At 34.5% G+C, this 15,309-nt stretch carries 7 protein-coding genes; 1 reads left to right on the top strand and 6 read right to left on the bottom strand.

Annotated elements, in window-relative coordinates; translation table 11 throughout:
• Nucleotides 1-143: 143 nt before the first annotated feature.
• The 6 genes from CXF67_RS05180 to CXF67_RS05155 all read right to left on the bottom strand — a co-directional run bounded on the left by CXF67_RS05180 (nucleotide 144) and on the right by CXF67_RS05155 (nucleotide 15,066).
• Nucleotides 144-2,585 (bottom strand): ABC transporter permease, encoded by a 2,442-nt coding sequence (locus CXF67_RS05180; protein ID WP_102087775.1) that lies wholly within the window; start codon nucleotides 2,583-2,585, stop codon nucleotides 144-146.
• Between the two features lie 199 nt (nucleotides 2,586-2,784).
• Nucleotides 2,785-5,199: an ABC transporter permease gene (locus CXF67_RS05175; RefSeq protein WP_102087774.1), complete on the bottom strand. Its 2,415-nt coding sequence runs from the start codon at nucleotides 5,197-5,199 to the stop codon at nucleotides 2,785-2,787.
• Between the two features lie 73 nt (nucleotides 5,200-5,272).
• Nucleotides 5,273-7,684: an ABC transporter permease gene (locus tag CXF67_RS05170; RefSeq protein WP_102087773.1), complete on the bottom strand. Its 2,412-nt coding sequence runs from the start codon at nucleotides 7,682-7,684 to the stop codon at nucleotides 5,273-5,275.
• 34 nt (nucleotides 7,685-7,718) lie between these two features.
• Complete coding sequence (locus CXF67_RS05165; RefSeq protein ID WP_102087772.1) at nucleotides 7,719-10,124, bottom strand: ABC transporter permease; 2,406 nt, start codon at nucleotides 10,122-10,124, stop codon at nucleotides 7,719-7,721.
• 26 nt (nucleotides 10,125-10,150) lie between these two features.
• Nucleotides 10,151-12,568 (bottom strand): ABC transporter permease, encoded by a 2,418-nt coding sequence (locus CXF67_RS05160; protein ID WP_102087771.1) that lies wholly within the window; start codon nucleotides 12,566-12,568, stop codon nucleotides 10,151-10,153.
• A gap of 116 nt (nucleotides 12,569-12,684) precedes the next feature.
• Entirely contained in the window at nucleotides 12,685-15,066 is a 2,382-nt protein-coding gene (locus CXF67_RS05155; RefSeq protein WP_102087770.1) for an ABC transporter permease, read from the bottom strand.
• Between the two features lie 37 nt (nucleotides 15,067-15,103).
• Here CXF67_RS05155 and CXF67_RS18445 point away from each other — a divergent pair.
• Nucleotides 15,104-15,309, top strand: a 206-nt coding sequence (locus CXF67_RS18445) for a hypothetical protein (protein ID WP_145990389.1), incomplete at its 3' end; no start/stop codon positions are given.

The following is a 15,309-nucleotide window of genomic DNA, read 5'->3' as shown; positions in this document are numbered from 1 at the left end:
AGATAATGCCAAACACCTAACTAGCTATAAGCTAGGTTAATGAAATTATTTCTTATCATAAAAGTGTTCGATTTTGATACACTAATTGTTCATATCCGAACACTTTAAAAGTAGAATTACTACACTATAGGTTTCTGATTGATTTACTCTGAACGTAACGAGTTCACAGGATTGGCATTAGCAGCTTGAAGTGTCTTTATGCTTATAACTAATAATGCAAAGAAAACCATAGCACTTCCACTTGCTAAAAACACCCAAAAACTAATACTTGTCTTATAAGCGAAATCTTGCAACCAATTATGAATACCATACCAAGCTATTGGTGATGCTATGATAAAAGCTATAGCGACTAGAATTAAAAATTCTTTACACAATAAGGTGTTGATTTGTAATAACGAAGCGCCTAAAACTTTACGAACGCCAATTTCTTTAACACGTCTATTGGTTGTGTAAATCACAAGACCTAGCAAGCCTAAACAACTGATTAGAATCGACAAACCCATCGCCCAATTGAGCAATTTAGATAGACTTTTTTCTTGTATGTAAAATTTCTCAACAGTTTCATCCATAAAATTCACTTTGAAATCAGCTTCAGGATAAATTGATTTAAATACAGATTCAATTTTGGAAATTGTTGTTGCCACACTATTTTGCCCACTACTTGTCATAGTAAAATGCATCACTCTAAACGATCTATCGCTCCAATTTCCAACTAAGGCTAGTGGTTCTATTGGATCTTTTAAAGACCGTTGATTAAAATCTTTTACTACTCCAACTATTGGATACAATTCATCACTTCTTTTTATTTGCTTCCCAATAGCTTCACTAGGGGCTTTAAAACCCATAATATTGAGATAAGTCTCATTGATAATAAGTTCACGGATAGTATCATTCAATGTCGTTCTCCCTGCCAATAGCTCAATACCATAAAGATCAATATAATTTTCAGTTCCTCTTATCAACTGCAAAGAGGTTTGAATCTCAATACCATCATCATTTATGTATGTCACAGCAGTAGTACTCGTACTAAATGATGCTGGAGTATTACCTCCTCTAGCAAGTTTAGATATTTCTGGAAACTTTTTAAGCTCTTGCTCAAATCTTACTTGCTTTTCTTGAGTGTTATTATACCATGGAGTATTGACATTGGCAATAGCTTCAGTCTTAAAGCCCATATCTTTATTCATTATAAAATGAATTTGCTTTCCTACCATAATTGTTGAAATAATGAATACTTGAGCGATTGAAAACTGAAAAACTGTAAGAAAACGACGTATTGCTGGTTTCCCTCCCTTACTAACCACTTGATTCTTAAGAACTGAAATTGGTTTGCATTGTGTCAACACTAATGCTGGATAAATTCCAGACAAAAAGGTGACTAAAACGATAAGAATTAGTGCGAAACCTATTATAAAAGGACTTTTAAAAAGTGAAAAACTTAAACCATTTGGTGTAAAATCTGAAAACACTTGAAGTAACCAATACGCCAGTACTACAGAGATAAGTGCTGAAGCAATAGTGAGTAATAGGGTTTCACCCATAAATTGAAAGACAAGTTGCTTTTTAGAACTCCCAAGTGTTTTACGTATTCCTATTTCTTTAGCACGCTGATTGGCTTGTGCAGTATTTAGATTTATAAAATTGATGACTCCTAATAAGAGTAAAAATAATGCTATTAAAGCAAGTCCAGTCATTACCGATTTATCTGCAGGTTGATCGCTAAAATCAAAGAGCCCCAATTCAACATTAAAATGCAAGTCACTAAGTGGTTGAAGCTCAAAATCTTTACTTCTACTATATTTCACTTCCCAATCAGATCTGTGCTCTGCTTCCAGGGCATTTAATTGTTTTCTAATTGATGACGTTACCAAAGGGCCAGATACTTTAATAAACAATTGACTGCCAGAGTTTGTATTATCCCATTGAGGATCCAAAATATAGCTTCCTTGATCTGTTTTTTTTGAAGTTTCAATGGATAGGAATTCTTCAAAAATTAAATCAGTTCGCTCTTCGAAGTTTGCAACAACCCCTTTAATTGTGGTTTGTATAGAGTCATTATAGATTAAAGTCTTTCCCATAATTTCAGTTGGTGATAAGGTTGGGAAATATTTTTTTGCTCTGTTTTTAGTGAGCACGATTTCATTCGGCGCAGTTAATGCCTCTTCAGGAGAACCCGCGAGCCAATCATAGCTGAATATTCTAAAGTATTCAGGATCTGTAAAAACAACATATTCTGGGCTTTTAAAAACTGTCTTAGTCAGGGCGTTTTCAACTTTTAAAAAATCAGCAGTATGAATTCCACTAGCAATTTCTACACCACTCATATTATTTCTTGTCTCTATAATATATGGCATAGGGATTCCAGGATTACTACTTTCGGAATCGTTAGAAATAGAAGTCGTAGTTACTCTATAAATAAGTTCGCTATCTGGATGAAATTTATCAAATGTAAGGTCATAGTAAGCCATAAGTCCAATGACAAACGATGCGCTAAAGCCTATAGCCAGACTGATGATGTTTATTGTTGAAATCAATTTGTGCTTCCAAAGATTTCTCCAGGCTATTTTGAAATAATTTAAAATCATGATTGGTTGTTATTATTATTTGTTAGTTGCTTTATAAAAGAAAAGTCTCAAAAGCCACAAAGTTTCTCAAAGGATTTTATCTCTGCTATTTTGAAGTGAAATCATTCACTACTATGATATAGCCTCTCTTCTTCTTAGTCTTTTTTTTTAATTCGTAATTCTATTCTATTTTTTTACTCACCACTGACTAATACTCGTTTTATTCTGTTCTAAGCGACTTCACGGGATTAGACATTGCTGCACTTATAGATTGAAAACTTACCGTAACAAGTGCAATTACAACAGCAATCAAAGCAGATAATGCAAAAATCCACCAACTTAGATCTGTTCTGTAGGCAAATTCTTGAAGCCATTGGCTCATTATATACCAACCAACTGGAACTGCTATAATAAATGCTATAATTACCAACAAGATAAAATCTTTATTAAGCAGTGTTACAATTTGAAAAATACTTGCTCCTGTGACTTTTCTAATTCCTATTTCTTTTCGTCTTTGTAAGCACATATAGGATGTTAGACCAAACAGACCTAAAGCTGCGATGAAGATGGCTAAACTTGTAAAAATTTGGAATGCCACACCAAACTTCCGATCTTCAGTATATTGTGCCTCGAATTTTTTATCTAAAAATGTATAGTTTAGAGTACTATTAGGAAAAATAGAGGTGTATAGTGTTTTTACTTTATCTAAACTAGTTTGCATGCCTGCTACTGAACTTGAAGATGAATTAAATTTCACTAAAACATTATCATACACTTGATCATTAAAAATGATTAGAGGTTCTATTCCTGTCTTTAATCCAAAATGATGATAATCTTCCATAACACCGGATATCGTCCAATTCTCATCCCAAAACTTAACCTGCTTATCGACAAGCTCATTTGGATTTGAATACCCCATTTTTCGTGCGAATTTTTCGTTTATCACGATGGTTCTCGGACTATTTTCTGAGCTTTTTATAAAAGCTTTTCCTGCTACAAACTGAATATTAACGACATTAAAATAGTTTGGACTAGCCTGATAAATATAGAATAGTTGTCGCTCCTCAGTTTTACCATTTGGAAATTCTATACCGACTGTCGATGATAAATTATTATAACCATCTCCTGGATACGTTGAAGCTGTCGCTACGCTTTCAACAAAAGACAAATTCTTTAATTCACTCTCAAATACTGCTACTTTTTTTATCATTAAAGAATCAGATATAGATTCTAAAACTTTACCGTTTAGTGCTAAAACTTGAGACAGTTCTACACCTATAGGTTGTTCTTTTAAAAAATGGATTTGTTTTGCTACAACCAAAGTGCCTATGATAAGTGTTATGGTGGCAAAAAATTGAAGGGTAATGAGTCCTTTTCTAATATTCAGTTTATTTGATGAGTTACTAATTTTTCCTTTTAAAGCTTTAATTGGTGAAAAATTGCTTAAAATAATAGCTGGATAAAAACCTGCTAAAAGACTGCCTAGCAAAATTAAGCCAGCAAAGGGGAGTAGTGATTTAAAATTTGCAATTCCAAAAACTAAAGATTTTTCAACAAAATTATTGAAAACTGGTAACAGAAAAGCAACTAGAATTATCGCAATAATAAAAGCCAAAACAAACAAGCATAAAGATTCAATTAAAGATTGTGTTATTAACTGTGAACGTTTAGCACCTGCTACTTTTCTAATACCTACCTCACGAGAACGCTCTAAAGATCTTACAGTCGAAAGATTAATATAGTTCAACCAAGATAGAATGAGAATGATGATTGCAATAACTGATAAAAACCTTATTCGACTCCTGCTTCCATTTGTTTCCGCTTCATAAGGTTTGTCCGAGTATAAATGAATATCGCTTAAACGTTCAATATTATGACGTTCATTTGAATTATTTTCGATATCAATATGTATTAATTTGTCCTGAAGTTCTTCAAAATCAGTGTTTTTATGAAGCTTCAAATAGGTGAAAAAATTATTTGCATTCCAGTTTAATTCCCAGCCACTGCTCATGGGATACCAAGTTTTCATAGTTTCAAAAGACACCAGATAATTAAGTTTCATATGTGTTGTTTCAGATTGATCTGGCATGATGCCAACTACTTCTAAAAGAACATTTTCTTCATAAAAAGCGGAAATTGTTTTAGCTATTGGGTCTTCTTCACCAAATATCTTTTTGGCTAAACTTTCAGATAAAATGATAGTATTTGGTTTATTGTACTCTTCGATACTTCCTTCTAATAGCGCTGTATTAAAAATATCAAAATAGGAAGCATCAGCCAAGGCCCCTCTTGGTTGCTCAATAATCTTATCCTTATTTACAAAGGTTACGTTCTCTAATCTAAAAAGTCTAACATAATCAATAACCTCAGGGAATTGTTTTTCAATTGTAGGTCCACTTAAATTATAGGTTTGCGCATCACCTGGTTCAAAAATTCCTCCTTCTAAATAATCCATATAAACCCGATACACATGGTCAGATCCTTCAAATGTATCATAGCTTTTTTCATAACTTACATAAAGCGAAATAATAATAAAGGCAGCAGTACCAAGAGAAAGACCAATGATATTAATAAAGGAATACAACTTGTTTTTAATCAAGTATCTGAATGCTATTTTAAAATAAAGTAAGTTCATTATTTTTTATTTATTATTCTTTCTTCTCTCCACTTACTACCCACTACAAACCACTCACTCCCAATTACCCCCTTTATTCCGTTTTTAGACTGTCCACAGGATTTGCTATAGCGGCTCTAAGGCTTTTAAAGCTGATGGTTAAAAATGCAACTATACTGGTTAAAAGTGCTGCTAAAAAAATTGACCAAACTGAAATTTCAATGCGGTAAGCAAAATCTTGCAGCCACTTATTCATTAAATAAAAGCTCAATGGAAATGCAATTAAGAATGATATAATAATAAGTTTTAAAAAATCCTTGGTAAGTAAACTCACTATTTGTAAAACACTTGAACCTAAAACTTTCCGTATCCCTATCTCTTTAGTCCTTTGTTCCGCTGTGTACGTCACCAAACCAAATAAACCTAAACAGGCTACAAAAATGGTGAGCACGGCAAAGAGGGATAGAATTGTTCCCATTTTTTGTTCGGTGAGATATTGCTGGTTATACGAATCATCTAAAATGGTATAGCTAAAATTTCCTTTAGCCTTAAAAGTCAACCAAATGGCATTGGCTTTTTCAATTAAACTAGACATATCTTCTACTTTAGTTCTAACAATAAGACCGCCATACGGATTGTATAACATCAACAACGGATCTATTCTTTGGTGAAGCGTTTTGAAATTGAAATTCTTTACCACACCAATAACAGTAAGCAGTTGTTTACCATCATCCGTGTCACGTTGAAATTGTTTACCGATAGCGTTTTCTCTAAAACCCAATATTTTTAAGGCTTCTTCATTGATAATAACTTTATTCACTTCATCACCGAAATTCTTGGAAAAATTACGTCCTGAAATCAAATTCATTCCCATTGTAGGAAGGTAATGTTCGTCAATATTATAGGTAAACATTCTTCTCACGTACGTGTCTTCCAGAAAAACGCCAGACATACTTACATCTGAAGTGCCAGCTGGAACATATGCAGACTGAGCAATGTTTAAGACGCTTGGGGATTTTAAAAGTTCATCTCTTAAAGCTAAATTATTTTCCTTAAGTAAATACGAGTTGCGCAATACAAGCAATTGGTCTTTATTATATCCCAATTCTTTTTGCTGAATAAAATCCATTTGCTGATAAACAACCAGCGTCGATAAAATAAGCCCCGCAGAAATAACAAATTGAAAGACAACCAATCCACTTCTTATCCCTTTGTTTTTCCCAACACCAGTGAACTTGTTTTTTAAAGCCTTAATGGGCGTAAAAGAAGACAAGAAAAAAGCGGGATACCCACCTGCTATAAAACCAACACTTAGTGTTAATACAACTAATGTGAAAAATGCCATAGGATTTAGAAAATAATTGATATCAAGTTCTTTTCCAGATATGGTATTAAAAACAGGCAAAAAAACAAATACTAATACTAAAGCGATACCCATTGCTAATAAGGTTGCAATGATTGACTCCGCTAAAAATTGAACGACTAATTGTTTCTTATTAGAACCAAGTACCTTACGAATACCTACTTCTTTAGCTCTTTTTGAAGCCGAAGCTGTAGAAAGATTCATAAAATTAATACAAGCAATTAATAACATAAACAGAGCAATAGCACTAAATATGTATATATACTTTATATCGCCTCCTTGCTCTAAAACTGTAGTATTAATAAAGCCTGATCTTAGATGTATATCTTTAAGAGGTTGCAGAAAGAGACCAATTTTATTATTTTTTATAAATTCTGCATACGACACTCCAACTGCTTCATCAATTTGAGACCCCATGTATTTTTTAATGAGTTCTGGCAGTTTGCTTTCTAAAGCCCTAAGTTCTGTTCCATCTTTTAAAAGTAAATAAGTAAAGAAATCTGAATTAACCCACGAAGTTCCTTTGGCTGCTTCATAACCCTCTGTACTAGCAAACATATCAAAATGAAAATGTGAATTCCTAGGAACTTCTTCCATTACCGCAGTAACTGTATATTGACGATCGTAGTTATCCAATCTTAATGATTTTCCAATGGCGCTTTGTTCACCAAAATACTTTTTTGCTTCTTTAGTAGAAATAACTATTGTGTTTGGCTTTTCTAAAGGATTAATTTTATTTCCCTCTATAATAGGAAGTGTGAAAACTGAGAAGAAGTTAGGATCTACATAAGCAAACTTACTATCTCTAAAGGTGGTATTATTATAACTAATTTCAGGATTATATAGGTTGGTCAAACGTGTAGCATCTAAAACTTCTGGTAAATCATTTTTAAAGGTCTGTGCTACTGGTGCCATAACAACAGCTTCATTAATAGTTTCGCCATTTATACTTGCCTTAAAAACAACACGAGCAATATTCTCTGCTTTAGTATTAAACCTGTCATAATTTAATTCATCAATGACAAACAAAGAGATGATCACACAACTTGCAATACCCAATGCCAAACCCAGGATATTGATGCCAAACATCACTTTGTTTTTTAGGATATGTCTCCACGCTATTTTAAAATAATTTTTTATCACGATTGAGTGTTTTTGATTGATGATTATTGCTCTATTATTCTGACCTCAAACTTTTAACCGGATTCGTATTAGCTATTTTTAGGGTTTGAAATAAAATAAGTAACACGGTTATACTAGCAATTAATAAGATCCCTACTAAAAATGGATACAAACCTATGGTGATGCGATAGGCATAATTAGACAGCCAATTGTTCATTAGCAGATAGACTAAAGGACAAGCGATGAGCATGGACAATCCTAAAATTACTAAAAACTCTTTCACGAATAAAAAACTAATACTAGATACAGAAGCTCCTAAAACTTTACGGATACCAACTTCTTTTACACGCTTATTGACACTCAATGAAACGAGGCTAAATATGCCAAGAAGCGCTATAATTAGTGATAATAAAGATGCCGTATATGTAGCCTTTTTAAACTGTAATTCACTTTCATAAAGCGTAGCCAGAGTAGCGTCCATAAATTTATACTCAAATGGCGAATTGGGCATAAGATCTTTCCATTTTTGTTGAATCGCTGCGATACTTTTATTCACATCTCCAGGATTCAATTTAAAGCTCAAAAATCTATAATTAGGTCTCGTGTTCACATTAAAAAATAACTGTGGTTTTATTGACTGCTGCATAGATTCAAAATGAAAATCTGAAACAACTCCTTCAATAGTGAGTGATTCCTCTTCACCAACAATATTTAATTCTTGGCCAATGGCGTCTTTGGCATTTTTAAACCCGTAGGCATAAAGTGCTTTTTCATTAATAACGACCGTATTACGATTTATGTCTCCAGACTCTAAGAATGTCCCTGCTATTAGCGGTATTTGATAGGTTGTAAGATAAGCTTCATCACTAACCAATCCCTGAGTGGCATAAGATTGATTAGGATTACCACCTGCTTTATATACATTTATTTGAAACCCATTATTACCATTAGGAATTTCATAAGAAAGACTTACACGTTCTACTGAAGGCACTTTTGCCAGTTCATTTCTTATGGTCATCATTTTGTTAACACCTTCCGAAGTCCAATCTCTCGGAACCGCAGCGGTTACCACAAATTCTTTATCGTATCCTAGGCTCTTACCAAAGAAGTTATCCAATTGTTTTGTTACCAAAAGTGCTGCAATTAAGACAACAAGTGCTGTAACATATTGAAAACCTAAAAGAAATTTTTTAAGATAGACGCCACCCGTTCCTATATTTAATTTTCCTTTTATAGCATCTATAGATTTAAAAGAGGACAATACAAATGCTGGGTAAAAGCCTACCAATGCACTGATAAGTGCAATACATAAAAAAGGTATGAATAGGAAATACGCAGGAAATTGTGAAAGACTGATCAATTCTTTACTAATTAGTTCTGTGAACCAACCACTAAAAATCGGATATGACATAAAAGCCAGAAGCTTTGAAATACTAACTAGGACAATAGATTCTATTAGAAACTGAAAAATGAGTTGTTTTCTTTTTCCTCCTAAAACTTTTCGAATACCAATCTCTTTAAGTCTACTTCCTGAGTGACTAATGGCTATATTTATAAAATTGATAATCGCCATTAGCATAATAAAAAAACCAACAAACGCGAGTGTGTAGAGCATTTGTTTAAGACTTGCATTATTTCTATTTAAATAATAATCAGTGAGCTTTAATGGCACAATTTTTAAGTTGTCTTGAATAACTTCTGATGCGTGAGTTTGTATTAAACGACTAAGAGGCTCATCTAATTGTTGCGCTGTAATACCTGGTTGTAATTCAATATAAGAAGCAAAAATTGGTGCTTCCCAATCTTGAAAATTGGCACGATTAAAATAAGGTGCAGAATTTTTAGCAATAAAAAAACCATTATCGGCTTGCTTTGTAATTTGGGTTATAGAATTTTCTAAAGTTTCAACTAGAACTCCTGTTATTTTGAATTCGTGATTTTCTCCTTCAAAATTCTGAATCGTTACCATCTCTCCGACAACATCTGTTTTCCCGAAAAATTTTATAGCTTTTTCTGGAGTTATCACTACCGAAAAAGGAGCTTCAAATGCGTTGTTAAGATTACCTTGCATCAAATTAAAACCATACATCGTCAAAAGACTTTCATCTCCAAGTTGAATGCCTTCTCTAAAATTTTTATCTCCTTTAGAAATGATGCTCGTTATCCCATCCCAGCGGTAATAATTTGCAACGAGATACGGATATTGTGCTTTAAGATTTTCTGCTAATGGACCAAGTGTCGCAAAATCTACACCCATATTTGGGTCTTTCCATTCACTGGTAAGAATGTACTGAGAATTAGCATTTTTCAGGTTAGTATTCACTTGTATCTCCTGCCAAATAAATGCGCCAATCAGTAAGGCAAAACTAATGCCTACAAAAAGGCCAATAATACTTATTGATGTGTAGAGCGGCTTTTTCTTAAGGCTTCTCCATGCTATTTTAAAATAATTTTTAATCATTTTTGACTACTATTCGGTTAACTGATTTATTCCGTCCGCAATGATTTTACTGGGTTAGATGTTGCGGCTTTTATTGTTTTCACTGCAATTGTTATCATGGCTATTAAAACCGCAATTCCACCTGCTGTAAGAAATATCCAAATATTAAGATCGATGCGATAAGCATAATTTTGCAACCATTTACTCAGTGTATACCAAGCTATTGGTGTTGCAATAACAAAAGCTATAATAACCAGCTTTAAAAAATCCTTAGTAAGAAGTATGGTAATTGAAGACACACTTGCACCTACAATTTTACGAACCCCTATTTCTTTTCGACGTTGCGCCACAATAAGCAAAGACATTGCGAATAAACCAATGCAGCTCAAAATGATGGCAAGGATAGAACCGCTCCCAATCATCGTGATCATGGTGCGCTCGTTACGTAATGTGCGATCTATATTTTCATTTAAAAATGAGCCTTCAAATTCTGCATTAGGCTCAATAGTTTCCCAAGCTATTTTCACATCATCGTAAGCTTGTTCTAAATTTTGCGGTGTCACCTTCACATAAACATTGCTTAAGTTCCAGTTGGGAAGCGCAAATAAAGACATTGGGGCAATATTTTGATCGAGTTCCTGAAAGTTAAAGTCCTTAACCACACCAACAATATCGTAAGATCCCTCATCAAGTTTTATTTTAGAAGCCAGTATATCACCCTCATTAAGTAGTTTAGCCATAGCGTTATTAATAATAACCGATAGACTATCACTAGCGAGGTTATTTCGGAACGACCGACCTTGGATGACCTCTAAATCTAAAGTCTCAATATAATCTGCATCGACAACGACCATGTGCGTATCCACACCACGACCTTTATAATCAAAACCTAAAATACTTGTAGACCGAGATCCATCTTTACCAAGACCTAAGATATTATTGGATGCCGTAACACTCACAATATTCGGTTTATCTTGAAGTACATCTCGAATTAATTGCACCGCTTGCTGATCATTACGCTTGCCATTGAGAGGAAATGCGATGACCTGATCTTTATTGAAGCCCAAATCTTTTGCTCTCATATAGTCTACCTGAGCCCAAAGTACTAGGGTTCCACTAATAAGTAATATCGCAATACCAAATTGTAATACCATTAAACTATTGCGCAAGTGATCTTTTCCGCTACTATCCAATTTACCCTTTAAACTCTGCAACGTACCAAGACGACTCATTAATAGTGCTGGATAGCCACCTGCTATTAGCGTAATCAACACCACGCTTAAACCTAGCACGAGTAGCAATGAAGGGTTCAATAATATGGCAAACGAAGCCTGAGTCTTAAATAGGGTTTGGAAAAGGTCTAATAAAAGCGTCGCCATTAAAATACCCATACTTATTGATGCTAAAAAAACGAGCATACTTTCCCCCCAAAACTGAAAAAATAACTGTTTTTGGTTTGCACCTAAAGTTTTACGCATTCCAATCTCACGCAACCTTTGTGCACTTTTAGCAATACTCATATTAATAAAGTTAATACAAGCAATACATAAAATTAGAATGGCTATACCTAATACGAGATAGGGCATCATACGGTTTACCGTTACTGCGCCTTGATTAAAATTAGCAAATCGTACATCTGCCAAAGGCAACAATTTAATTTGTCTATAATCACCATTCGCATTCGGTTGAATTCCGTCACGTTTCGCATTATCAATTTCGTTTTTATAGTGTAGCTGTGTGAAATTTGTGGTACTCTTTTCAAACTGTTTTGGCCTTATTCCTTCAGAAAGTTGCATATAGACCTCATGATTCTGAATGTCCCAACGTCCTATTGCTCGAGCGTAGGCATGTAACGGCTGACTTTTAAAATTAAGAACTATATCGAATTTTATGGAACTTGTGTTAGGGAAATCTTCAATAATGGCTGTCACCATAAATGGCACGTTTTTTTCGTCTCTTAAAATAGTGACTGTTTGCCCAATAGGATTTTTATCCCCAAAGAGTCGATTTGCCGCGAGTTCAGTCATGGCGACTGAAGATTCTGAAGTTATTGGATTTTTTTTATTACCTTTTAGGATTGGATAGCTGAACATATCAAAAAAATCGGGATCGACATAAGCACCATTCATCTGCAATTGCTTGTCTTCATAATTTAATAACACACCAGATCCATTATAGCGTGTTATCTTCTCAACTCCTGAAATTTCATCGCGTAATGCCGAAGCAAAAGGTTCAGATTTTGATATATTAGCTTCGATACCGTTTACTTCACTGTCTTCAGAATATACTTGATAAAGATTCTCCTCATGGTCATGAAAACGATCATAAGACAGTTGAAAAAAGGCAAACATCGCTAACAGTATTGCCACACCAAATGCAGCAGTTAGACCAACCATGTTTAGCGCAGTAAACGTTCTATTTTTCCAAAGATTTCTTAGTGCTATTTTGAAATAATTTAAAATCATGATTTTTAGTTATTATTTTTTAATTGCTTTTAAATTATTGCTGTGAAAAAACTCTCGCAAAGCCGCAAAGTTTTTAATTAAATTTTCTCATTTTTCACCACTCACCACTTCTCACTTTATTCTGTCTTTAGACTATTTACTGGATTTGTCATCGCTGCTTTAATAGCTTGAAAACTAACAGTTAGAAAAGCGATACCTACCGCCAAACCACCTGAAACTGCAAATATCCACCAGCTCATTTCCATTCGGTAGGCGAAATCCTGTAACCATTTGTTCATGATGAACCAGGAGATAGGAGTAGCGATGACTATGGAAATCAATACCAATTTCAGGAAATCCTTACTCAATAGATTCACAATTCCCATTGAAGAGGCTCCAAGAACCTTGCGTATTCCTATTTCTCTGCGACGTTGCAACGTGCTGTAGGACGCTAGTCCTAGCAATCCCAAACAAGAGATAAAAATGGCAAGTAGTGCAAAACTTAGAAAAAGTGTCCCAAAGCGTTTTTCTGCTTCATACTGCTCGTTAAATAACTCATTGACAAAAGCGTATTCAAAAGTGGTATTGGGATAGGCTTTTTTAAAGCTATTTTCTATAATAGCAATCGTAGAGCTGACATTATTACCCGTCATTTTAAAATTGATTAAAGTGTTACCTGAATTATTATAGACCATGCTCAATGGTTTAATTTCCTCTTTCAGCGAAGTCATATGAAAGTCTTTGACGACACCGATAATCTTGCCTTTTCTGCCCCATTGATCAAAACCTTTGCCTATGATTTGTTCTGGGTTTGAATAACCCAATAGTCCAAATGCTTTTTCATTGATGATCATAGATTCTAGACTGTCGCTTGCTAAGTCTTTGGAGAAATTTCTACCAGCCAGTAGCTTGAGATCAAATTGATTGATATAATCATCGTCTATTCTATACCGGTCGATAGTGAGCGTCTGCTCATTGCCTTGTTGATTTACAATTTTAGTTAAGGCAGTACTGTTATCTCCACCACCACCAGGTACAGTCGCTGCGGTGGTTATGGAAATAATATTGGGAATATTGCTAAGTTCATCAATCATTATTTTTTGCTTTGCACTGCCGTTTGTTTCTACGATCATTATCTGATTCATATCAAATCCTAGATCCTGACTGCGCATATAATCAATCTGATTATAGACTATGATCGTACTCACAATCATTATAACAGAGATAGTAAACTGACTGATAACTAGTCCTTTTCGCAGTCTGGAGCCAGAGGAACTACTGGAGAACTTTCCTTTTAAAACTTTTATGGGTTTAAATGAAGATAACACCAACGCGGGATAGGATCCAGCTATGAGCGCTATTAATAGCGCTATACCAAATAAACTTATAGGATAGATAGGATCATCCCATATACTGCTTGCAATTTCCTTGCCTGCAAGTGTATTAAAATAGGGGAGTGCTAGCCATGTAAAGCCTATGGCTAGAAAAAAGGCAAACAAACAGATCACGATAGATTCACTTAAAAACTGAATGGAGAGCTGCCCTTTTTTGGCGCCTATAACCTTACGTATTCCAACTTCCTTGGCGCGTTCTACAGATCTTGCAGTCGTTAAATTGATAAAATTGATTGCAGCAATTAAAAGAATAAAAAGAGCCACGATAAGGAAAATATAAACATTGCCTATTTGGGGAGAAGAGCCACGTTCAGAATACAAGTAGATATCTTCAATAGGTTCTAAAAAGTAGGTGAGTTTCAACTCGACTTCTTTCATGATTTTACCATGAGTGCGCTCGTTGTAGGAAGCAATTTTAGCTTCTAGTGTTTTCGGATTTGCATTTTTATTCAGCAAAACAAAACCACGGTTATTGAAATCACCCCAAGACTCCTTCAGTTCAGGGTCTATAACTTCTGTATAGGTGGACATGGAGATAAGGATGTCACTTTTAATTTGAGTGTTTTTTGGATTGTCCTTCATCACTCCAGTAACAGTCGCTATTCTATTGCCATCCATTATTTTCAGGGTCTTACCTAACGCATTTTCATCTCCAAAATATTTCTTAGCAGTTGATTCTGATAGCACCAAACTGAAGGGTGTTTTAAGTGCTTCAATTGGATTTCCCTGCAATAACTCATAATCGAAGATTTGAAAGAAACTTTCATCCACCCCTAATACTTTGCTTTCATGGTAATTGTTATTACCTAGACGCACATCAAATTCCGTATCATTTAATCTGGTATTGTTTTCAACTTCTGGAAATTCGGCAGTAATCTCACTTAAAATATTCCAGTCTACAACAGGCGTCTTATATGTATTAGAAGGGGTCTCAATGTCTGTTACAACTCTATAAAGTTGATCCTTATTAGAGTGAAAAGCCTCATAGCTCAATTCATAACCTATGTACAATAGCAATAAAAAGCCTGCCGTCATTCCTACCGCAAGACCGCCTATATTAATGGCAGAATAGCTTTTGTGTCGCCATAAGTTCCTAAAGGCTATTTTGAAATAATTTTTAAACATGGTTCTTAGTTATTATTAGTTAGGTTTTTTTTAATTGTTGCTAGCCGCTTTATTCAAAACAAATTCTCACAAAGTCGCAAAAGTTTTTATTTATTCTTTTTTTTTACTCACCACTCACCACTCACCACTCACCACTCACCACTCACCACTCACCACTCACCACTCACCACTCACCACTCACCACTCACCACTCACCACTCACCACTCACCACTCACCACTCACCAACAAACCAGATCCACTAC

Source organism: Psychroflexus sp. MES1-P1E (assembly GCF_002836055.1).
Lineage (GTDB): Bacteria > Bacteroidota > Bacteroidia > Flavobacteriales > Flavobacteriaceae > Psychroflexus.
This window is presented reverse-complemented; position numbering and strand designations above follow the sequence as displayed.